The sequence below is a fragment of the Nocardia sp. NPDC059177 genome (assembly GCF_042755165.1).
Taxonomy (GTDB): domain Bacteria; phylum Actinomycetota; class Actinomycetes; order Mycobacteriales; family Mycobacteriaceae; genus Nocardia.
Map to the genome: position 1 here is coordinate 127,913 of NZ_JBHZBX010000001.1, position 21,465 is coordinate 149,377.

General features: G+C 67.1%; 20 protein-coding genes. 4 read left to right on the plus strand and 16 right to left on the minus strand.

Going from position 1 to position 21,465, the window contains the following annotated elements; genetic code table 11:
- Nucleotides 1–2,491, minus strand: a 2,491-nt coding sequence (locus tag ACFXK0_RS00610) for a tetratricopeptide repeat protein (RefSeq protein ID WP_379407494.1), incomplete at its 3' end; no start/stop codon positions are given.
- 182 nt (nt 2,492–2,673) lie between these two features.
- Here ACFXK0_RS00610 and ACFXK0_RS00615 point away from each other — a divergent pair.
- Complete coding sequence (locus ACFXK0_RS00615; RefSeq protein WP_379407495.1) at nt 2,674–3,129, plus strand: carboxymuconolactone decarboxylase family protein; 456 nt, start codon at nt 2,674–2,676, stop codon at nt 3,127–3,129.
- Nucleotides 3,130–3,159: 30 nt separating this feature from the next.
- A complete protein-coding gene (locus tag ACFXK0_RS00620) occupies nt 3,160–3,588 on the plus strand; it encodes a nitroreductase family deazaflavin-dependent oxidoreductase (RefSeq protein WP_379407496.1) in 429 nt (142 codons plus the stop codon).
- 38 nt (nt 3,589–3,626) lie between these two features.
- On the opposite strand, the gene ACFXK0_RS00625 is transcribed toward ACFXK0_RS00620, so the two are convergent.
- The 8 genes from ACFXK0_RS00625 to ACFXK0_RS00660 form a co-directional block, all read right to left on the minus strand.
- Nucleotides 3,627–5,009, minus strand: coding sequence for a VWA domain-containing protein (locus ACFXK0_RS00625; protein ID WP_379407497.1), 1,383 nt, complete (start codon nt 5,007–5,009; stop codon nt 3,627–3,629).
- A gap of 151 nt (nt 5,010–5,160) precedes the next feature.
- Nucleotides 5,161–6,051 carry an AAA family ATPase gene (locus ACFXK0_RS00630; protein WP_379407498.1) on the minus strand — a complete coding sequence of 297 codons (891 nt, stop codon included), beginning with the start codon at nt 6,049–6,051 and terminating at the stop codon, nt 5,161–5,163.
- A 36-nt stretch (nt 6,052–6,087) separates the two neighbouring features.
- Nucleotides 6,088–7,329, minus strand: coding sequence for a DUF2252 domain-containing protein (locus tag ACFXK0_RS00635; protein ID WP_379407499.1), 1,242 nt, complete (start codon nt 7,327–7,329; stop codon nt 6,088–6,090).
- A gap of 169 nt (nt 7,330–7,498) precedes the next feature.
- Nucleotides 7,499–7,795 carry a hypothetical protein gene (locus ACFXK0_RS00640; RefSeq protein ID WP_379407500.1) on the minus strand — a complete coding sequence of 99 codons (297 nt, stop codon included), beginning with the start codon at nt 7,793–7,795 and terminating at the stop codon, nt 7,499–7,501.
- On the minus strand, nt 7,792–7,998 hold the full coding sequence (locus tag ACFXK0_RS00645) for a hypothetical protein (RefSeq protein ID WP_379407501.1): 207 nt from the start codon (nt 7,996–7,998) through the stop codon (nt 7,792–7,794). The genes ACFXK0_RS00640 and ACFXK0_RS00645 overlap by 4 nt, the downstream gene beginning before the upstream one ends.
- A gap of 97 nt (nt 7,999–8,095) precedes the next feature.
- On the minus strand, nt 8,096–9,097 hold the full coding sequence (ilvC, locus tag ACFXK0_RS00650) for a ketol-acid reductoisomerase (protein ID WP_379408049.1): 1,002 nt from the start codon (nt 9,095–9,097) through the stop codon (nt 8,096–8,098).
- Nucleotides 9,098–9,148: 51 nt separating this feature from the next.
- Complete coding sequence (gene ilvN / locus ACFXK0_RS00655; protein ID WP_189024559.1) at nt 9,149–9,652, minus strand: acetolactate synthase small subunit; 504 nt, start codon at nt 9,650–9,652, stop codon at nt 9,149–9,151.
- A gap of 76 nt (nt 9,653–9,728) precedes the next feature.
- A complete protein-coding gene (locus ACFXK0_RS00660) occupies nt 9,729–11,642 on the minus strand; it encodes an acetolactate synthase large subunit (RefSeq protein WP_379407502.1) in 1,914 nt (637 codons plus the stop codon).
- Between the two features lie 307 nt (nt 11,643–11,949).
- Between ACFXK0_RS00660 and ACFXK0_RS00665 the strand changes: the two genes are divergently transcribed.
- Both ACFXK0_RS00665 and ilvD read left to right on the plus strand, forming a co-directional pair.
- Nucleotides 11,950–12,690, plus strand: a complete 741-nt coding sequence (locus tag ACFXK0_RS00665; protein WP_379407503.1) for a PH domain-containing protein — start codon at nt 11,950–11,952, stop codon at nt 12,688–12,690.
- Between the two features lie 294 nt (nt 12,691–12,984).
- Nucleotides 12,985–14,826, plus strand: a complete 1,842-nt coding sequence (gene ilvD, locus ACFXK0_RS00670) for a dihydroxy-acid dehydratase (protein ID WP_379407504.1) — start codon at nt 12,985–12,987, stop codon at nt 14,824–14,826.
- A 132-nt stretch (nt 14,827–14,958) separates the two neighbouring features.
- On the opposite strand, the gene ACFXK0_RS00675 is transcribed toward ilvD, so the two are convergent.
- From ACFXK0_RS00675 to ACFXK0_RS00705, 7 genes are all read right to left on the minus strand, one after another.
- Nucleotides 14,959–15,399 (minus strand): hypothetical protein, encoded by a 441-nt coding sequence (locus ACFXK0_RS00675; RefSeq protein WP_379407505.1) that lies wholly within the window; start codon nt 15,397–15,399, stop codon nt 14,959–14,961.
- A gap of 21 nt (nt 15,400–15,420) precedes the next feature.
- The gene (locus tag ACFXK0_RS00680; protein WP_379407506.1) at nt 15,421–16,083 is read right to left on the minus strand and encodes a pentapeptide repeat-containing protein; all 663 of its coding nucleotides are present in this window, start codon (nt 16,081–16,083) and stop codon (nt 15,421–15,423) included.
- The gene (locus tag ACFXK0_RS00685) at nt 16,071–17,579 is read right to left on the minus strand and encodes a hypothetical protein (protein WP_379407507.1); all 1,509 of its coding nucleotides are present in this window, start codon (nt 17,577–17,579) and stop codon (nt 16,071–16,073) included. Before ACFXK0_RS00685 ends, ACFXK0_RS00680 begins: the two co-directional genes overlap by 13 nt.
- Before the next feature lie 5 nt (nt 17,580–17,584).
- Nucleotides 17,585–17,884: a WXG100 family type VII secretion target gene (locus tag ACFXK0_RS00690; RefSeq protein WP_379407508.1), complete on the minus strand. Its 300-nt coding sequence runs from the start codon at nt 17,882–17,884 to the stop codon at nt 17,585–17,587.
- A 7-nt stretch (nt 17,885–17,891) separates the two neighbouring features.
- The gene (locus ACFXK0_RS00695) at nt 17,892–18,221 is read right to left on the minus strand and encodes a WXG100 family type VII secretion target (protein ID WP_379407510.1); all 330 of its coding nucleotides are present in this window, start codon (nt 18,219–18,221) and stop codon (nt 17,892–17,894) included.
- A gap of 698 nt (nt 18,222–18,919) precedes the next feature.
- Nucleotides 18,920–19,657: a DsbA family protein gene (locus ACFXK0_RS00700; RefSeq protein ID WP_379407511.1), complete on the minus strand. Its 738-nt coding sequence runs from the start codon at nt 19,655–19,657 to the stop codon at nt 18,920–18,922.
- Nucleotides 19,658–19,851: 194 nt separating this feature from the next.
- Nucleotides 19,852–21,465 (minus strand): DHA2 family efflux MFS transporter permease subunit, encoded by a 1,614-nt coding sequence (locus tag ACFXK0_RS00705; RefSeq protein ID WP_379407513.1) that lies wholly within the window; start codon nt 21,463–21,465, stop codon nt 19,852–19,854.

Below are 21,465 nucleotides of genomic sequence, written 5' to 3' on the forward strand. Positions count from 1 at the left end.
GGGCCTCTTCTTTTTTTTTAACGACCCTGTTCTTGGGGCTCCCACCCCCCCGCCCGGCCGCGCCCCCCCCGCCCGGCCCGGCGCCCGCGGCCGGATCGGTGTCGGCCAGGACCTCGGCGATGCCCCGGTGCGCGGTCGCCCGCTCGAAGCGGTAGCCGAGTTCCGGTGCCAGGTCCAGGGTTTCGCGGTAGCGGCGCAGTGCCTCGGCGGGGAGGCCGGCGAGGCGGCAGGTTTCGGCGTAGCTGTTGAGGAAGTGGATCTTCCAGTGTTCTTCGAACAGTTCATCGAGCAGGGCGAAGGCGGCGCGGTGCGCGTCGAGGGCCTCGCTGTAGCGGCCCATCCGGCGCAGGGCGACACCCTGACAGTTCAGGCACCAGGCCTCGTTGTGTTTGTGGCCGTCGGCGCGTGCCGCGGCCAGGGCCTGGTCCAGCTGCGCGAGGGCGGCCTCGGGTTCCTCGGCGGCGATGGCGACGCCGAGGGTGATCTGGGCCTGGAGCGAGGGCGGGTGCTCGCCGGCGAGGTCGAGGGCTTCGCGCGCGAGGCGGGCGGCCTCGGCCGGCTCGCCCAATTGCAGGACCGCCCAGGCCTCACCGGCGAGTGCGTCGGCGGCGCTGGCCGGGCAGCCGCTGGTGGCGTAGAGCTCGCGGGCTTGGCGGAACAGTTCGAGGGGCTCCTCGACATCGCCCTCGTCCCAGCGCAATTGGGCGCGGCGCACGATGAGCTCGGCGCGCGGGAGCGGGTCGCCCGCCGCGTCGACCAGGGGTGCGGCGGCGGCGTAGGCGGCGGCGGCCTCGGTCATCCGGCCCGCGTTGTAGCGGGCGAAACCGAGGTCGCTGTGCGCTTCGGCGAGCCGGCGCGGGTCGCCGAGCTGTTCGGCGGCGGCGAGGGAATGCTCGAAGAGCGCGTTGAGATGTGTTGTGCCGCACCGGCGGGCGAAAAAGGTCCGTAGGAAGCGCGGGAGTTCGCAGACGTGTGTGTCGGCGCCGGTTTCGACGGCGGCGTAGAACACCGACATCAGATTCGTGTATTCGGCGACGAACCAGAAGAACGCGGCGTCGCGGCCGGGGAAACGCGGCAGCTCGGCTGGTGGCGGGCCGGCCGAGACCGGTCTGGTCGGGGTCAGGAACGGCATGGCGGCGTCGGCGGCCGCGGCGGTGTGCACGTAGTAGTCGAGGACGCGGCGCAGCGCGCGCTCGCGGTCGGCGTCGGAGTCGGTCTCGAAGGTGGCGCGGCGGGCGTGCTGGCGGACCAGGTCGTGCAGGCGGTAGCGGCCGTCGGCGGGCTGCTGGACCAGGTGCGCGTCCAGGAGGTCCTCGAGCATGGTGCGCGCGGTGCGCAACGAGACATCGGCGACGGCGGCGGCGACATAATCGGTGAAGGTGGATCCGGGGATCAGGCCGAGCAGCCGGAACAGGCGGCGCTGATCGCGGGCCAGCTGACGCACCGACATGCCGAACGCGGTATCGAATTCGCTGGGCCCCTCGGCCATTCGCTCGACCAGGATGCCCACCGACCAGCCCGGCCGGTGCCGCAACCTGGCCGCGGCCAGCCGCAGCGCCAGCGGTAGATTCCCGCACAGCCGCAGCACCTCGGCGGCCTGCTCGGGTTCCCTGGCCAGCCTGCCGTCGGGTCCGCGGGAGTCGCCGCTGGCGCGGGCCAGCAGTTCGGCGCTCTCCTGCTCGCTGAGCACGTCGAGGGTCACCGGGGGCACTTCGTCGAGCTCGAGCAGCCGGTTGCGGCTGGTGATGATGGCGACCGACTCCCCCGCGCCGGGCAGCAGGTGCGCGACCTGCGCCGCGTCGGCGGCATTGTCAAGCACGACCACCGCGCGCAGCCGGGCCAGTTCCGCACGCCAGCAGGCAGCGCGCAGTTCCACGCCGCCGTCCTGGGGCACCTTCTCCGAGGGCACCCGCAGGGCGGCGAGCAGGGCGCGCAAGGCGGCGTCGGGGTCGAGTGGTTGCCTGCCGTCGGTGAATCCGTGCAGGTCGAGGTAGAGCTGGGCGTCGGGGTAGTCGGCGGTGAGCTGGTGGGCGGCGTGCACGGCGAGCGAGGTCTTGCCGACCCCGGCCATGCCGTCGACGGCGACCACCCGATCGCCGCGGACGGCGGCGAGCACCTCGGCCAGCGCCTGCTCGCGGCCGGTGAAATCAGGGACATCGCGGGGCAGATCGTTGCGCGGCGGGGGCGGCGCGTCGGCCGGCGGACTCGGCGGGGCGACCTGGCGGCTGGTCTTGGGTGGGGCGGGCAGCGGGTTGGCGGCGCGCTCCCACAGCGGACGCAGCGGGCGCGGATCACGCTTGACCAGGCGGCATAACTCGAGCACGGCGGGCCACGGCGGCACCGTCTGCCCGCTGAGATAGCGCGACAGCGACGACGAACTCAGGCCGGTGTCGCGGGCGAGGGCGCGCACGCCGCGCCCGGACAGTTCCTGGAGCAGGCGCAGCCGGGTGGCCAGTTCGTCCTGGGGGTAAGGGGCCGTCTGCTGTTGCACAACCACCGTTCTCCGCTCTGTCGTCCCATGCCGAAACAACTAATTCCCGGCCGCTGATCCCGAGGTCAGGGCCGTTTTCCGATGTCCCACAGTGTCCCACAGGCATCGCTTCGCGACCCAGCGCGAGCTGTTATGGGGACACACCGCGAACAGCGGAAACCACCCCGGACAAGGAGAACACAATGCAGTCTCGGATGCAGAACCCGGCCATGGTCCTCACCGACGCGATGGGCCCGCTCCAGCAGGTCCTTGCCGCCGTGCGGACCGGCGGCGTCGACGGCGAGATCCTGGAGCTGGTGCACGTGCGGGTCAGCCAGATCAACGGCTGCAGCGCCTGCGTGGACGGCGGCATCAAGACCGCCCGCAAAGCCGGCGTCGGCGATGATCGTCTCGCCACCGTGGTGGCTTGGCGCGAGACGCCCTACTTCAGCGACGAGGAACGCGCCGCCCTGGCACTGGCCGAGGCCGCGACACGCCTGGCCGACCGTTCCGACGCGGTCACCGACGAGATCTGGGACGCTGCTGCCAGCTATTTCGACGAGCGTCAGCTGGCCTCGATCGTGCTGATGATCGGCGTGACCAACATGTTCAACCGCCTCAACACCACCACCCGCCAGATCGCCGGCGCCTGGGGCTGAGCCCCGACCCGAATCGAAAGGACGACTCCGATGGCCACCTCAGCCTTCTCCCGCTGGATGCAGCACAAGATGAACGCCCGCATGAACCGCAAGATCCGAAACGGCAAGGGCGAGTTCATGGGCATGGACGTGCTGATCCTGCACACCGTCGGCCGCCGCAGCGGCGAGCCACGCCAGACCCCGATCTCCTGGTTCTCCGACGGCGGCGACGGCTGGCTGCTGGTCGCCTCGGGCGGTCAGGGCGGCGACCCCGACTGGCAGCGCAATCTCATGGCCAACCCGGACAAAGCCACCATCGAACTGCCCGCGGGCCCGCCGCAACCGGTCCGGCCGCAGGTACTGCACGGCCAGGAGCGCACGGCGGCCTGGGAAACGATCACCACCGCCCAGCCCCGCTACGCGAAGTACCAGGCCAAGAGCGAGCACGAGTACGCGGTGGTCCGGCTCACCGCGCGGTGAGTCATCCCGTCGGCGTCGGCTGCGCAGTCCTGCTGAGTTCAGGCGGGCAGCAGCCGGCCGACGACCTCGGCGAGCTGGCGGACGTTGCGGCACTCGTGCATGGTGACCACTTCGGTGTAGGCGTCGGCGGCGGAATCGCCGGTCGACCAGGAGCGAGCCGGTTCCGGGTTGAGCCAGTACACGGCCTTGGCCTGTTCGGTGATCTGTTGCAGGGCAGCAAGATTCGGGTCGGTGCGGTTGGTGCGGGCGTCGCCGAGGATGAGCACGCAGGTGCGGGGGCCGAGGGCGTCGAGGTAGTGGTCGGTGAAACCCTGTAGTGCCTCGCCGTAGTTGCTCGAACCGAAGCGCACCACGCCCGCCTCGCGGACGATGCTCTGCGCGAAGCCGGGTGGAGGGGGTTCGCCGGGGGTGAAGTAGTGGGTGATCTCGGCGCACACGTCGACGAAACCGAAGCTGCGGACCCGGCTGAACTGGTCCTGCAGCGCCTGCACCAATTGCAGGGTGAACTCGGAGAAGCCGGTGACCGAGCCCGAGACATCCGCCAGCACAACGAGATCCGGGCGGCCCCGCTTGCGGGCGCGCAGCACCGGATCGACCGGTACGCCACCGGTGGCCATCGACCGGCGCAGGGTGCGGCGCAGGTCGATCTGACCGCGCACGGCCTTCTTGCGACGCACCGCGAGGCGGGTGGCGAGTTTGCGGGCCAGCGGGTGAACGAGCCGGCGCATCTCGGCCAGGTCCTGTTCGCGGGCGCCGAGGAAATCGGTACTGTCACCGCCGGGTTCGACCCCGCGCCGGGCGATGTAGTCGGTGCCGCGCAGTTGCGCCGAGCGCAGGCGGGCTTCGGCCTGGACCTGCGCGCGGAACTGCTCGACGCGGCGGCGGGCCTCGATGGTGTGCACGGCGGCATCGAATTGCCCTGTCCCACCCAGGGTTTGCGCGACCTGCTCGGAAATCTCGCCCGGACGCAGTGATTTCATCGTCAGATACGACGACCAGCCCGCGCCGGAGGCCGTGGTGACGCGCCCCGCCGACTCCCCCGCGCCGCCGTAGGCGCCGAAGGTGTTGAGCGCTTCGCGGGCCAGCTCGGCGGTGTCGGAGCCCTGGATCAGGGTGGCGACGAGGCGGTCGCGCAGGTCGCCCGCCGGCTCGCCGGGGACGGTGACCGGGCGGGCGCCGTCGAGGAAGAACAGGTCGAAGAGCTGGTCGAAGACTGTGCGCTGGCCGTTGCGGCGCAGCAGGCAGGCGGCCAGGCCCGAGCGCAGGACGCGCGGATCGTCGGTACCGAGGGCGACGATCGCAGCGGCGGCGTCGACAGTCTCGCTGGGACCCGCGTGGATGCCGTGCTCGCGCAGCAAGCCGACAAAACCAACCAGGCGGTCGGTATTCGGCAGGGCATCGCGCAGGAGAGTGCCGGTCATCGGGTCACCCTGGGCGTCGGCCGGGCAGCCGCGCCAACACACGCGGTCCCTGCGGTAAGGCGTCGTCGCTCGCGCTCGGGCCGGAGGCAAGCCGTCCGGACCTTCCGCACCTGCTCGACCGGGCAGGCGGCGCCGTGTCGCGGACCGCCGGTCACTGGGCCGCGCTCGCTGTCGCGGTGCCGTCGTCGAGGCCGAGCCGTTCGATCGCCATCCGATGGTCGGACTGGTATTTCAGCAGCACACCCAGGGTCGAGCGGACCACACTCCCGGTCAGCGTGCGGGTACCCAGGGCGACCAGCGTTTTCGCCCAGTCCACGGTTTCGGCGATGGAGGGCGCCTTGCGCAGCGACAGCTGACGCAACGCGCTCACCGTCGTCACCACCGGTTCGGCCAGGTCGGCATCCAGCTCCGGCACCTTGAGCCGGACGATCGCCTTCTCCAATTCCGTTGTCGGATAGTCGATGTGCAGGTAGAGGCAGCGGCGCTTGAGCGCTTCGGACAGGTCACGGTGTGCATTGGAGGTGAGGATGACGAACGGCTTGCGGACCGCGGTCACCGTGCCCAGTTCCGGAATGCTGACCTGGAAATCGCCGAGCACCTCCAGCAGCAGGCCCTCGAGTTCCACGTCGGCCTTGTCGAGTTCGTCGATCAGCAGCACCGTCGGATCCGGGTTGCGGATGGCGGCCAGCAGCGGGCGGGCGAGCAGGAACTCCTCGGTGAAGACGTGGTCGCGAGTGCTGTCCCAGCCTTCGCCGTCGGTGGCGGTGATGCGCAACAGCTGTTTGGCGTGGTTCCACTCGTAGAGCGCGCGGGCCTCATCGATGCCCTCGTAGCACTGCAGGCGGATCAGCTCGGCGGAAACGGCGGTGGCGATCGCCTTGGCCAGCTCGGTCTTGCCGACCCCGGCCGGCCCCTCGATCAGCAGGGGCTTGCCGAGGCGGTCGGCGAGGAAGACCGCGGTCGCGATGTCGAGGGACGGCAGGTAGCCGGCCGCGGTCAAGCGCTGGGTCACGACGTCGACCGACGCAAAGAACTTACTCATCGGTAGCCAGATTACCCGGCCGCCGGAAACCGCCGGTCAGTACGCGTGCTCTGCGGCCTTCACCTGGCCGGAGTCGATCGCGGCGAGCAGCGAATCGCGGTCAGCGGCGGTCTGGTCGGCGTAGGCGAGGGCGAACTCGCTCATCGCCTTGTCGAATTTGTCGCTGCCGCCGAGATAGGCGTGGATGGCGAGGCGATCACCGGAGCGGGCGTGCGCGCGGGCCAGCACACCGCCGCACAGGCCACCGTAGTAGGCCAGCTCGCGGTGCGAGAGGCTGCCGATATCGGCGGAACCCTTCATGTCCTTGAGCTGACGCCAGTAGAAGAAGCGGCCGGCCGGTCCGGTCGCCCAGCCCAGGAAGATGTCGCTGGCGGCCTGCGTGAGGCGCTGGCCCGCGACCACCCGGTGGCCCTGATGGTGGTATCTGCTCGCGGTCAGATGCGCCGCCAGCACCGAGGCCTCGGCCTCTTTGACCTGCAGAAACAGCGGGGTGCCTGATTCCTTGTCCATGAACAGGACAATGAAACAGCGGGTGCCGACGCTGCCGACGCCGACCACTTTCATCGCCATGTCGACCATCACATGCCGGTCGAGCAGGGTGCGCCGTTCATCAGGCAGGCTGCGGCGATAGTCACCGAGCACGGTCTTCACCTCGCGTTCGTCGAGCAACTCCATCGGCACCAACAGCGGTGGCTGGTTCTTGATGCGCGGGACCCCGTCGGCGTCGGGCTCGGTGAGCTTGTCCAGGGCCTGCAAGCTGGTGCGTTTCCGGGCGGAGTGCACGGTCTTCTCCGCGACCCGGCGGCGTTTCTGTTTCGGGATCATCGCGGTCACGTCGTCGGCGTCGACACGGGCGTACCAGATGCTGAGCGAATCGAGTTCGACCATGGCGGCCATCGCTTCGCGGTAGCCGCGGGCGGTGGCCTCGGCGGCGGTCGCGGCGTGCTGATCGGAGCAGCCGTTGTCGCGGGCGGCGACGGCGACGCTGGCCGCCAGGCGTTTGACATCCCATTCGAACGGGCCGGGCAGGGTTTCGTCGAAATCGTTGAGGTCGAAGACGAGATTGCGTTCCGGGGAGGCGAACAGGCCGAAGTTGGACAGGTGCGCGTCACCACACAGCTGCACGGTCAGGCCGGTGTTCGCGCTCTGCGCCAGATCCGCGGCCAGCACCGCGGGCGCGCCACGCAGAAAGGTGAACGGCGAGATCGCCATTCGCGCGTACCGGATCGGCACCAGCTCCGGCACCCGCGTCTGCGCCTGCCGCTCGAGAATCGCCACCGGATCCTCCCGCCCCGGCCCCGCTCCCCACACCCCCAACCCCGACCGCGAGATCAGCTTCCGCGCCGCCCGCCCCGCCTCGACAGCACTCCGATCGAAATCCGCCACCGTCGTCATCGAGCAAGTCTCGCGCTACCAGGGCGCGACAGCAAGGACCTGAGGCGTGCTGTCAGGAAGCAATGAGCGCATCGAGATCGGACTCCAGCTCGCGGTCACGATGAAACCCCCGTTCGGTGATCAGCCGCGCGGCGCCCCTCGCCTCCGCGATATCACCGGGGGACGCGATGGACAGTAGCCCGCGCAGATCGGCCAGGTCTTGCGGACGGGTGGCGTCGTCGCGCGCGAGCAGCGTGAAGCGGGGGACCGAGCGGGCCGACACCTCGAATCCGCCGACCAGGGCCCATCGATATCCCAACTGGTCGATATCGGCGGTGGCCTGGCGCAATGCCGTTTCGAGCGGGTTCACGCGAAGCGGGGCGACGGCCGGCCGGGCGCGTCTCCGAGCGGTGCACCGGGCCGGGACAGCAACCAGGCGTGCACCTTTGCCTCGACGGCGCCCTCGGAGGCGTCGGGGAATTCGCGACGCATACGCGCTCGATACATCTGGATACCGAAGTCGGACATCTCCAGAGCGAGTTTGAGGCGCTGGGCCGGGGTACCTTCCGTCACAGGTCCAGCGTACCGGTCGCCCGATGTCAGCTGTGAAAACGCGCAGGGCCCGTTCGATCCGGGGATCGAGCGGGCCCTGCGGGCGATCAGCGAGGAATTACGCGGTTTCGGTGATCGGGCGGTCGACCCAGCTCATCAGGCCGCGCAGCTTGGCGCCGGTGACCTCGATGGGGTGCTCCGAGTTGGCCTTGCGCAGGCCCTCGAGCTCGGTGTTGCCGTTCTCGACGTTGGCGACCAGGCGGCGGGTGAACTCGCCGGACTGGATGTCGGCCAGGATCGCCTTCATGCGCTCCTTGGTACCGGCGTCGATGACGCGCGGACCCGACAGGTAGCCACCGAACTCCGCGGTGTCGGACACCGAGTAGTTCATGCGCGCGATGCCGCCCTCGTACATCAGGTCGACGATCAGCTTCAGCTCGTGCAGCACCTCGAAGTAGGCCATCTCGGGGGCGTAGCCCGCCTCGACCATGACCTCGAAACCGGTCTTGACCAGTTCCTCGGTGCCACCGCAGAGCACGGCCTGCTCACCGAAGAGATCGGTCTCGGTCTCTTCCTTGAAGGTGGTCTTGATGACGCCGGCGCGGGTGCCGCCGATGCCCTTGGCGTAGGACAGCGCCAGGGCCTGGCCCTCGCCGGTCGGGTCCTGGTCCACGGCGATCAGGGCGGGGACGCCCTTGCCGTCGGAGAACTGACGGCGCACCAGGTGGCCGGGGCCCTTCGGGGCGACCATCGCGACGGTGACGTTGGCCGGAGCCTTGATCAGACCGAAGTGGATGTTGAGGCCGTGGCCGAAGAACAGCGCGTCGCCGTCCTTCAGGTTCGGCTCGATGTCGTTGGTGAAGATCGACGCCTGCGCGGTGTCGGGCGCCAGCACCATGATCACGTCGGCCCACTCCGAAACCTCGGCGGGGGTGCCGACGGTCAGACCGGCCTCTTCGGCCTTCGGCCGCGACTTCGAACCCTCAGCGAGGCCGACGCGCACGTCGACACCGGAGTCGCGCAGGCTCAGCGAGTGCGCGTGGCCCTGGCTGCCGTAGCCGATCACGGCGACCTTGCGGCCCTGGATGATCGACAGGTCAGCGTCGTCGTCGTAGAACATCTCGACTGCCACTGTGGAGTCCCTTCTGGATAATTTCTGGTGGGTAAAAAGTTAGCGGGTGGCCGTGATCGACTTCGGACCGCGTCCGACTGCGACCACGCCCGACTGCACGATCTCGCGGATACCGAACGGTTCGACCATGCGCAGCAGGGCATCCAGCTTGGACCGGGTGCCGGTGGCCTCGATGGTCAGCGCGTCGGGCGAGACGTCGATCACCTTGGCGCGGAACAGCTGCACGGCCTCGATCACCTGCGTGCGCACCGACGCGTCGGCGCGCACCTTCACCAGGATCAGCTCGCGGGCCACCGAGGCGTCGGCGTCCTGCTCCACGATCTTGATGACGTTGATCAGCTTGTTGAGCTGCTTGGTGACCTGCTCGAGCGGCAGATCGTCGACGGTGACGACGATGGTCATGCGCGAGATCTCGGGGATCTCGGTGCCGCCGACGGCGAGGGACTCGATATTGAAGCCACGGCGCGAGAACAGGCTCGCGACTCGCGCCAGCACGCCCGGCTTGTCCTCGACGAGAACGCTCAGGGTGTGGGTCGTGCTCATGCCGCCACCTCGCTAGCGCTCGGCGTCGGCACGATCACGATCGTGGCTGTGCTCATCGGGCGCTCGCTGCGCTCGCTCATTCCTGCTCCTTGTTCATCGCCTCGTGGATGACGGCCGGTTCGGAGACCGACTCGTCCTCGTCGAAGAGCGGGCGGATACCGCGGGCGAACATGATCTCGTCGTTGCTGGTGCCCGCGGCGACCATCGGCCACACCTGGGCGTCCTTGCCGACGATGAAGTCGATCACGACCGGACGGTCGGTGATCTCCTGCGCCTGCCGGATCGCGGCCTCGACGTCTTCTTCCTTCTCCACGCGGATGCCGACGCAACCCAGTGCCTCGGCCAGCTTGACGAAGTCGGGGATGCGCAGGGTGTGCGTGCCCAGATCGGTGTTGGAGTAGCGCTGTTCGTAGAACAGGGTCTGCCACTGGCGGACCATGCCGAGGTTGCCGTTGTTGATCAGCGCGACCTTGATCGGCACACCCTCGATCGCGCAGGTGGCCAGCTCCTGGTTGGTCATCTGGAAGCAGCCGTCACCGTCGACCGCCCAGACTTCCTTCTCCGGGGCGCCCATCTTGGCGCCCATGGCCGCGGGCACCGCGTAGCCCATGGTGCCGAGGCCACCGGAATTCAGCCAGGTACGCGGGTTCTCGTACTTGATGAACTGCGCGGCCCACATCTGGTGCTGGCCGACGCCGGCGCAGTACACGGCTTCGGGACCGGCCAGGCGGCCCAGCGCCTCGATGACGAACTCCGGCGACAGCGAACCGTCGCTGGGGGTCTTCCAGCCCAGCGGGTAGTTGTCGCGGATCTCACTGAGGTAGGCCCACCATTCGGTGAGCTTCAGCAGCGGGGCCGCGCCGGACTGCGGGTCGGCCTTGAGGGTCTCGATCAGCTCGACGATCACCTCACGCGCGTCGCCGACGATCGGGACGTCGGCGTGGCGGTTCTTGCCGATCTCGGCCGGGTCGATGTCGGCGTGGATGACCTTCGCGTCGGGCGCGAAGGAGTCCAGCTGACCGGTGACGCGGTCGTCGAAACGGGCGCCGAGGGTGATCAGCAGATCCGAGCGCTGCAGGGCGGCCACGGCGCCGACGGTGCCGTGCATGCCGGGCATGCCCATGTTCAGGGTGTGGCTGTCGGGGAACGCGCCCCGCGCCATCAGGGTGGTGACCACCGGGATGCCGGTCAGCTCGGCCAGTTCCAGCAGTTCGGCCGAGGCGTCGGACTTGATGACGCCGCCACCGACGTAGAGCACGGGTGCCTTGGACTCCAGGATCATCCTGGCGGCCTCGCGCACCTGCTTGCCGTGCGGCTTGGTGACCGGGCGGTAGCCGGGCAGGCGCATCTCCGGCGGCCACGAGAACGTGGTCTGGGCCTGCAGGGCGTCCTTGGTGATGTCGACCAGGATCGCGCCGGGGCGGCCCGAGGCGGCGAGGTAGAACGCCTCGGCCAGGATGCGCGGGATGTCGATCGGGTCCTTGACCAGGAAGTTGTGCTTGGTGATCGGCATGGTGATGCCGGAGATGTCGGCTTCCTGGAACGCGTCGGTGCCGACCAGGCTCGACGCCACCTGACCGGTGATCGCCACGATCGGGACCGAGTCCATCTGCGCGTCGGCCAGCGGGGTCACCAGGTTGGTGGCGCCGGGGCCGGATGTGGCCATACACACACCGACCTTGCCGGAGGCCTGCGCGTAGCCGGTCGCCGCGTGACCGGCGCCCTGCTCGTGGCGCACCAGGACGTGGCGGACCTTCTTGGAATCGAACAGCGGGTCGTAGACAGGAAGGACCGCGCCGCCGGGAATGCCGAATACGGTGTCGACGTCGAGCTCTTCGAGGGACCGGACCACCGACTGCGCGCCGGTGACGCGCTCGGGCGCGACCTGGCGGCGGGTGGGGTTGGTCGCCGGGCTACCAGCGGCGGGCTGGTTCGCCGAAGGCGCTGACCTGCGGGCCGATGGCCCGGGCCGTGCGGTAGGTGCACTCACCGTCTTCGTTCCTAACTTTGTCGTTCCGACTCCGGACTGGCGCGGAATTCTCCCGAACACAAAAAAGCCCCCGACCAGCGTATAGCTGTTCGAGGGTGGCGCGTCGCAACGCGAGCTGACGTATTCGACTCAGGTAGTCAGGCTCAACGCTGGACGCGCCGGCCGAGTACGAGCAACTCGTTTCGATTCACGTCACCGACGTTATTCGCGTGCGAACCGAAGAGTCAAACAGGCTACTCTCTGCATCCCATTATGTGGGACTCGAGTGGTTGCGTGGGTCCGTGTACCAAGATGCGAGGATAGGAGGGTGTCATCACCGCATCAGTCCGTGCCACCGGCTAAATCGTCCCACACCGCCGACGAGGGAACCGATACGGGTCGCCCCTCGCGGCCCGGCGGTCTGCGCTCGGCGAGTCCGGGCCGGCTCGCCGCGATCGCCGCGGTGGTGCTCGCGTACCTGATCTTCGTCGTCGCCGGGACCGTGCAGGACTGGTCGCTGGGCCTGCGGATCGGCCTGATCGTGCCGGTCGCGGTCGTGGTCTGGCTGCTGGTGCCGCGCCGGGCGAGCGTCCCGACGCCGGGTGTGCGGGTGATCGGCGTGCCGCGACTGGCCTACATCGGCGTGCTGGTGCTCGCGTTCTGCGTGTTCTTCCCGTTCGTCGGCTGGCCCGCCGGGCTGTGGTGGCTGCTGCTGTTCCCGCTGATCGCGATCTGGTGGGTGATCCGCACGCACACCACCGTCTCCGACGCGGGGCTCGACCTGAGCACGATGATCGGCAAGAAGCACCTGGACTGGGCACAGGTCAAGGGCGTCAGCATCCCCAAGCGCGGATATGTGCGGGCCCGGCTGTCCGACGACTCCGAGGTGCGACTGCCCGCCGTCGGCTACGACCGGCTGCGTGAGCTCATCGACGCCGCCGGTGGCCGGCTGCCCGACGTCTTCGCCGCCGCCGAAGCCGCCGAGGCCGAACGGCTCGCCGCCGAGCGGGCGAAGGAGCAGGCCGAAGCCGAGGCGAAGGCCGCCGAGGAGCCCGGCACCGAGCAGTGACCGCCGGCTCGGCTGTGGGAATCAGCATGGCGCCGCGCGCGTTCGCACCGGTAAGCTGACGGCACCGGGCACCCCGCGCCGACGGCATCACCGCGGCGACACCCTCCGGAGCGACACTCCCGCCTCGAGCCCGGTTCCGGCACTCCCCCACCGACGACCGGCGCGACGCGACCAGCGCACGCCGGAGTAACGTGCGAGGTTGCCGGACGCACCGCGCACTCGCTCTGTGCCGCGCAGATCAGCCCGTCTGCGCGCACGCTTGGACGCACCCAGCGACACTACGAGGACTCCCCCATGCCACCGCTTCGCTCACGCACCACGACCATCGGCCGCAATGCCGCAGGCGCCCGCTCGCTCTGGCGCGCCACCGGGATGACCGACTCCGATTTCGGCAAGCCGATCATCGCGATCGCGAACTCCTACACCCAGTTCGTGCCCGGTCACGTGCACCTCAAGAACATGGGCGACATCGTCGCCGAGGCCGTGCGCGCCGCCGGTGGCGTGCCGCGCGAGTTCCACACCATCGCCGTCGACGATGGCATCGCCATGGGTCACGGCGGCATGCTCTACTCGCTGCCCTCGCGCGAGATCATCGCCGACTCGGTCGAATACATGGCCAACGCGCACACCGCCGACGCGCTGGTGTGTATCTCCAACTGCGACAAGATCACTCCTGGCATGCTCAACGCCGCCATGCGGCTCAACATCCCGGCCGTGTTCGTCTCCGGCGGCCCGATGGAGGCCGGCAAGGCCGTGGTCGTCGACGGTGTCGCGCACGCCCCGCTCGACCTGGTCAGCGCCATTTCGGCGAGCGCGAGCCCGGCCGTGTCCGAGGAGGGCCTCGACGAAGTCGAGCGCTCGGCCTGCCCGACCTGCGGTTCGTGTTCGGGCATGTTCACCGCCAACTCGATGAACTGCCTCACCGAGGCGCTGGGCCTGGCCCTGCCCGGCAACGGTTCCACGCTGGCCACGCATGCGGCGCGCCGCGCGCTGTTCGAGCGGGCGGGCACCGTCATCGTCGATATCGCCAAGCGCTGGTACCAGGACGACGACGCCTCGGTCCTGCCGCGGAACGTGGCCAACGCCAAGGCCTTCCGCAACGCGATGGCCCTCGACGTCGCCATGGGCGGTTCCACCAACACCGTGCTGCACACCCTCGCCGCCGCGCAGGAAGGCGAGATCGACTTCGATCTGCAGACCATCGACGAGATCAGCCGCCGTGTGCCGTGCCTGTCGAAGGTGTCGCCGAACTCGGACTACCACATGGAAGACGTGCATCGCGCCGGCGGCATCCCCGCCATCCTCGGCGAACTGCGTCGCGGCGGCTTGCTCGAAACCGATGTGACCACCGTGCACACTGCCGACTACACGGAATTCCTCGACACCTGGGACATCCGCTCCGGCAAGGCATCCGAGGAAGCTCTCGAGCTCTTCCACGCCGCGCCCGGTGGCGTGCGCACCGTCGAACCGTTCTCCACCAGCAACCGCTGGTCCTCGCTGGACACCGACGCCGCCGGCGGCTGCATCCGTGACATCGAACACGCCTACACCGTCGAAGGTGGGCTGTGCGTGCTGCGCGGCAACATCGCCCCGGACGGCGCGATCCTCAAGACCGCGGGCATCGACGAGGAACTGTTCACCTTCGAAGGACCGGCCGTGGTGGTCGAGTCCCAGGAGGAGGCGGTCTCGATGATCCTGGGCAAGAAAATCCAGCCCGGCGACGTCATCGTCGTCCGCTACGAGGGCCCCTCCGGCGGTCCCGGCATGCAGGAGATGCTGCACCCCACCGCCTTCCTGAAGGGCGCCGGCCTGGGCAAGGTGTGCGCGCTGATCACCGACGGCCGCTTCTCCGGCGGCACCTCGGGCCTGTCGATCGGCCACATCTCCCCCGAAGCCGCCCAGGGCGGCGTGATCGGCCTGATCGAGAACGGCGACCGCATCCGCGTCGACGTGCACACCCGCGCGCTCGAGGTGCTGGTCTCCGACGAGGTGCTGGCCGAACGCCGCGCGAAGATGGAGGCTTCGGAGCGTCCGTGGCAGCCGGTCAACCGGGAGCGCCCGGTCACCACCGCGCTGCGCGCCTACGCGGCCCTGGCCACCTCAGCCGACAAGGGCGCCGTCCGCAAACTGCCGTAACCGCCTCTCCGGGAATTCTGGCCGAACTCAGGCACGCCGCTGGTTGTTGATGCGACCGGCGGCGTGCTTGTCGGTCGGGTCATCCCGTACCCGGCAAGTTACCTATGTGCTCGCCGGATGCCTCCCTGCTGGTCATGGCCACAGCCTGACTCGCCAGCATCCCGTAGATCGCACCGACGGGGCGCGTGCGGAATCAATGCTGCCGACAACGTCAACATTGTATCGACCTGATGGAGCATAAAAATTCAGGTAGTCCAGACCCGCAGCGGAGGAGATCGATATGTTTTCATTCTCACCCACTGCGATCTCCGATTCGAAAGCAACCGCCCAATTATCCCGGTCGTTCGGCGGCGGTGCACTCCACAGTTCAACAGTGAGCTTCATCTTCGGATCGTATGAAATCGGTGAGAGCACTACGAAATTGCTGCCGTCGCTAGCAAAGCGGCCGTGCTCAATCGCCATGTCGACAATGTCGGTCAGCTCGAGATCACTCGAGGTCGCCGCAAAAAGGTAGAACTGACCATAGTCGATGGCAAGTTCGTATGACTGTCGGCGTATCAGGCCTACTGGCATGGCGCTCCCATGACAGCTGGATCACGATCGAATGGTGACATCCACAGCTCCATTTTCGCTGAACCATTTCTTGAGCTCGAGACCCGCGAGAACCATAGCCGATTTCACTCCGACATCCACTGGACCAATTATGGACCCCGAAGCGCCTGCCACCGAACATCCGCCCATTCGTGCGTCCGAAAAATCGGTCGAAGAAAACTCGCAGCCTCGCAGATCGGCGGATCCGAGATCGGCATCCGCAAAGCTTGCGCTCCGCAAGTCAGCACCAACCAGATTTGCACGCCGAAAGTCCGAATCCTCGAAGACCGCGCTCTGAAGACGGGCATCACAGAAAATACCACCAGATGCCGAACAGCCACGACCTTCGACCTTGCGGAGATCGCTACGACTGAAATCAGCATTACGCAAGTCGGCCGAAATCATCCACGCTGTATACAGATCCGCATCGGAGACACATGCCGAAGTCAGATCGGCCCCATTCAAGGACGCACCCTCCAAGAACAAACCCGATACATCAGAGCGGGAAAGGTCCAGACCGTCCCCATTGAAGAGATTAGATACCGACATCGACATCGACATCGGTGGCAATTGATCCAGGTAGAGCCCCAGAGCCGCTTGAGCCGCAGGGTCCGAAGGCCAACGCTTGACATCGCTCCTGGTCCGGCCATAAATCAACTGCCCCATACTACTTTTCCTTCCCACTCGGGATGTTCAGAAACTAGTTGTTCCAATCGCGCACGCCGCGCTGGCGACATTCCGTCAGGATCAATTAGGACATTCTCATCGTCAGCGAGGTCTTTATTGATCATCTTGACAAATTTCTCATCAGATTGAGGGTTGCTGATCTCCTGACCAGCATTTGGCCGGTACGATGGCTGACTGTCAGGAGAGCTCTTCACGTCCCAGCGCTTGCCCGTCGCATCTACGAACTCGCCCATATCTTCATTATTCGGCCCCGGTTGAGCACGCGTTATAGGCCCCGGAATCTTGCCATCACGTTCCGCTTGCAATCCTACCTCAGCTTCTCTCTGCGATGCCGGATTGGACTTTCCATTTTTTGCGGGGTCCTTCGACAACTCATCGTGACGGGCTTTATACTCAGTCGTCCCGGGCGTGTTCGATTTGTTCTCTGGACTCTTCCCGATTACCTCGGTGTTCGTGGCAGTGATCACTATCGGCAACTCGACAATGGCCAGAAGGTCGCCGTTTATCAGCGTGGCAGTGGTGAAAGTGATAGCGCTGAGAGTGGCGAGAAAGGTATTGGCGGGCCCGGCTATGGCCCAAGCCGCGTCGTTGAGGAAGTCGATATCTATCTCGACTTTGTTGTCGTCGGAGGGCTGCCGCTTGCTCGGCGCCTTTTCCTTCGCTGGTTGCTCTTTGACATTTACCATCGAACGCCCGATCGATATGGCGGTGACGGCAACTACCGCTGCGAACTGAGTATTGATGTCCGCGCGCATTTGCGCCAAGGCTGTCGAGTGAGCCTCGACTGCATTGGCGATGTCGTGCGCTGCGGTGCGGATTTCGCGGAGTTTGTGTGCGAGCTTGGTGAGGTTGGCGGTGTGGTTCGGGATGTCGTCCGGGACTTTGTGTACGAATCCTTTTTCCAGCCCGGCGGCGACGGTTACTAGTTGTACCACACCGTATTCGAGAGGGTCTGAATTGGCGAAGGTCTTCCACATGGCTGCGGAGCGTGCGAGTTTGTCGGTGTCTCCGTCGGGGACTTGGCCACCGGTGACAAACGTGGTGACCTTTTCCTGCAGCTCGGTCCAATCTGTCTGAAGTCCGTTAGTGTAGGCCCCGGACGATGCGATCCCGACTACTGTTCCTGCGCCGTAGGGCAGCTCGGACGGGATGCCGGTGGGCAGTGACGGTGGGGCTCCCTTGTTGGGATCGCGGTTGGCTGTGTATTCTGCGGACTTCCAGTTGTAGCCCGACGCAGTAAGGATGTCCCCCATGTGCTGCAGGGCTCGCGCGAAGTTGGTTGCGACCGTTGTCAATGCGGCGGCCCGGTCGTCGTAGGCTTTCGACCACGACTTGACGGCTTGATAGCCGCCGGCCATCGCACTTGTTTCCAGCAGTACGGTTTGCGGTGTCTCGTAAACGGTTTGGAACTTCTTCGACAATTCGTAGCATGCCTTGGCCGCACTGTCATAGGACTGCGGCGCGATTGCGGCCATAGAAGTCAGCCACCGCTCATTCTCAAGTTGGCTTCCGCTGCCGCGCTGTAGGCGTCGCGGGCGGTGACGGCGGCGTTGTACATCTGGGTGATTCCTTCAATTGCCGTGGCAGCCCCGGTAGCCCATTCTCGGTAGGCTTGCTCTTGGGCGTCGGCAGCGGCTCCCTGCCAGTTTTGCTGCACGGATACGATTCGTTTGTCGATGCCGTCGAGGCTATCGGTGAGGAAGCCGATGAATCCATTGGCACGGCTGATGAGCTGGTCCAGCTCATCGATGTCGAAGGTGAAGTCGCGAGAGTCGTCCATCACATGTTCACAGAGGTAGGTCGAGTGAACTCAAAGTATCGGAGTTCGAGATATCCTGACCGACAACGGCTTTGCTTGCGATGCCCAGAAGTTCGCCCATCGTCGTTAGGGCGTTCAATACGTCTGCAGCACCCTTCTTGGTTTCAGTCCAGCCGTCCTCGAACGCCTCGGCCGCCGCACCGCTCCAATTGTCCAGGACAGTGGATACCTCGCGGTCGAGCGTGCCGAGCCCGTTGATCAAAGATTCCGCGATCTGCTGGATATAGACACCGGCATCGGTCACCTCTGCCGGCACGATCGCGAAAACTGTTCCAGAAGTATCGTTTTCACCCGTCATGCTTCCCCCCGTTCTCAGGCCATCGGAGTCAGCCTAGACACGGCAGCGTGGGGCTGCAACAGACGAGGTCTCTGCCCAAAGGAATCGAGCCCAGCCAGCACGACCGGGCATTCCGGGCGATTCGACCACTGACCGAGCACAAGGCGTTCAAGCTACTGCCCGACGAATGTAGGATTGCCGGTCGCGACGGGTTCGGATCCGACGCCGGTGCGGAAGTTGCCGAGGTGGCGGGCACTTGGGCAGGTCGCCCGGTCGATCGCCGAAGCCATCACTCAGACGTCCTGAACTCGCCCGAAGCTGGTCACAGTGTCACCGGAGTCGCTGACCACGGTGACATAGGGCTGGATGCTGGCGGGACCGACGACCCCGGTCACCGTGCCGAGATGTGGACGATGCTGATCTTGCCGGTCACGCCGCTGATCCTGCCAGAGGCCGCCTCGACCTGCTTGACACCGGGTCCGATACCGACTTCCATCTCATGTTGTCGGGCACGTCAATACTTTCGGTGCCGTTCTGCTTCATGCCAGCGGTGAGGACCCCACGCACTATTTCCACAGGTCAGGGGGTTCACGCTGTCGGCTGTACCCGACCCGGTTCGCTCTTGACAACGAGCACCAGCCGCAAGCTAGCTGATGCGAGTGCATGGGGTTACCCATGTTCTTGCGAAATCTGTTGTTGCTGTGGATGATGCCGTCCGCTCAGCGGGCGGAGTCGATTGCGGCGCGCAGGCCTGCCTCGGTGGAGACGGCACGGCTGTCGGCCTTGACGCCGTTGATGAAGACCGTCGGGGTGCCCTGGACCGTTCCGTCGAGGATCTCGGCGGTGCGGGCGCGCAGGTAGGCGTCGTGGGTGCGGGCGGAGATGCATTGCGCGACAGTGGGGTCACGGTAGCCGGATTGTTCGGCCAGGGCGATCAGTTCGCTATCGGGGAAGCCGGCGTCGCCGCCCTCGCTGGGCTGGTTCTCGAACATGGCGCTCAGCCAGCGTTGATAGTTCGACAGACCCGAGGCGGCGACACAGTAGGAGGCGTTGCCCGCGCGGGAGGAGTACTCGTCGGTGGAGGCGCGGTCGAGGAAGGTGATGATGTTGTATTCGACTGCCGCGGTGCCGTTGTCCACCACTTCGGCCAGCAGCGCGCCATGGACCTCCTCGAAGTGCGCGCAGGCCGGGCACTGCAGATCCGCCACGACCCGGATGGTGACCGGAGCCCCCGGCTCACCGACCCGGATCGCACCATTGGCGGTCGCGCCCACCGGGACAGGACCGGCGGCATCGAATGTCGCGGGCAGCGCGCTGCCCGCCACGACCGAGCCGAAGCTACGCCCGGCCAGCACGCCCACCACGACCGCCATTGCCAGCGCCAGCACGGCAGCCACGCCGGTCAGCGCCATCGTGCGCGCCGATCGCGGCTGTCGCCCCGCATCATTCGTACCCATGCACCGTCCCGCTTTTCTCTGAGTGATGTCGACCGCCGGCGACAACACGCTCGACCGCAGTCGAGCTCGCACGCCACCAGGACGAGGTCCCGGCGGCGTGCGAGCTGGTATCCGGCGATCTTGTGATCGAACCATGTTCGATCACCCGGACCGGCGCGGTACCCCCGCACTCACCGAAAGCGGCGTTCCGTCGCTCAGACGAGTGCGGGTTGTGGTGTCGGCGTGGACGAGTCGTCGCCCGCGCGGGACGGGATGAGCGCGGTGGCGATCAGCCCGAGCAGGACGAAGCCCGCGGCCAGGTAACCGCCGAGGGTGATGCCGTCGGTCATCGCCGTGCGGCCGGATTCGGCGACCTGCTGCGTCTCCGGTTGCGCGGCGAAGCCTTCGATGGCCGCGCCCGCGCTGCTGGTGACGGCGTGCGCGAACTGCTGTGCCTGGGCCGGGGGCAGGCCGGCGGCGGTGAGGTCGTCGTCGATCTGGGAGCTCAGCGTGGTGAAGAAGACCGTGGTGAGCACCGCGATGCCGAGGGCGGAACCGAGCTGGCGGAAGGCACTCTGGATACCTGAGGCCTGGCCGTTGTCGTTCTCCGGGATCTCGGCCAGCACCACATTGGTGACCTGGGCCGTCGCGAAACCGACGCCGATGCCGTACACGCACAGGATCAGCGAGATCGCCCACCAGGAACTGTCGGTGGCGGCGAAGAAGGCCAGCGCAGCCAGGCCGACGACCTCGAGCGCGAGACCGAGCCGGACCATGTTCAGCGGTGACGCCTTGCCCGCCATACCGAAGCTGGCACCGCTGGCGATGAAGCTGCCGATGGCGATCGGCACCAGCGCCAGCCCGGACTGCACCGCGCTGTAACCAAGGGTGAACTGCAACCACAGCGGCATGACCGCGACGATGCCGAACTCGCCGAGCCCGATGATCAGCGTGGCGATATTGCCGTTGCGGAACGAGGCCAACCGGAACAGGCTCAGATCCATCAGCGCCTTGTCGGCATCGGGACCACGGCGCAACAGCACCTGGCGCACCACGAAACCGGCCAGCGCGAGCACACTCAGCACGAGCGCGACCAGCACCGGCGAGGGCCCACTGCCCCAGGTGAAACCACCGATCCCCAGCGGATGAACCGTGCTGATCCAGCCGTAGGTGCGGCCTTCGACCAGGCCGAAGGCGAGCAGCCCGAGACCCAGCACCGACAGGATCGCGCCGAGCACATCGAGCCGCCCTGGCACCTTCGGCGACGGCGCGATGCACGCCAGCACACCGATCACGATCAGCACCGCCAGCGGCACATTGATCCCGAACGCCCAGCGCCACGACACGTGTTCGGCCAGCCAGCCACCGAGCAGCGGGCCGAGCGCGGCGGCGGCACCGATCGTCGAGCCCCACACCGCGAACGCCTGACCACGCGCTTTACCGGTGAAGGTGGCGTTGAGCAGGGCCAGCGAGGTCGGCAGGATCATCGCGGCGCTCGCACCCTGCAGGAACCGCGCGACGATCAGCAGCCCGCCACCGGGCGCGAGCCCGGCCAGGACGCTGGTCGCGCCGAACACGACGACACCGGCGACGAACACTCTGCGCGCTCCGACGATGTCGGCGATCCGGCCGACCACCAGCAGCAGCGCCGCGAACACGATCGCGTAGGACTCCTGAATCCATTGCGCCTCGGTCGAACCCGTCGCCAGATCTTCGATGATCGACGGGATGATCACGTTCACGATCGTGGTGTCGACCACGATCAGCGCGACACCGAGGGCGATGGCGATCAAGCCGAGCCATCGGCGGATGGACGACTCTTGACTCAT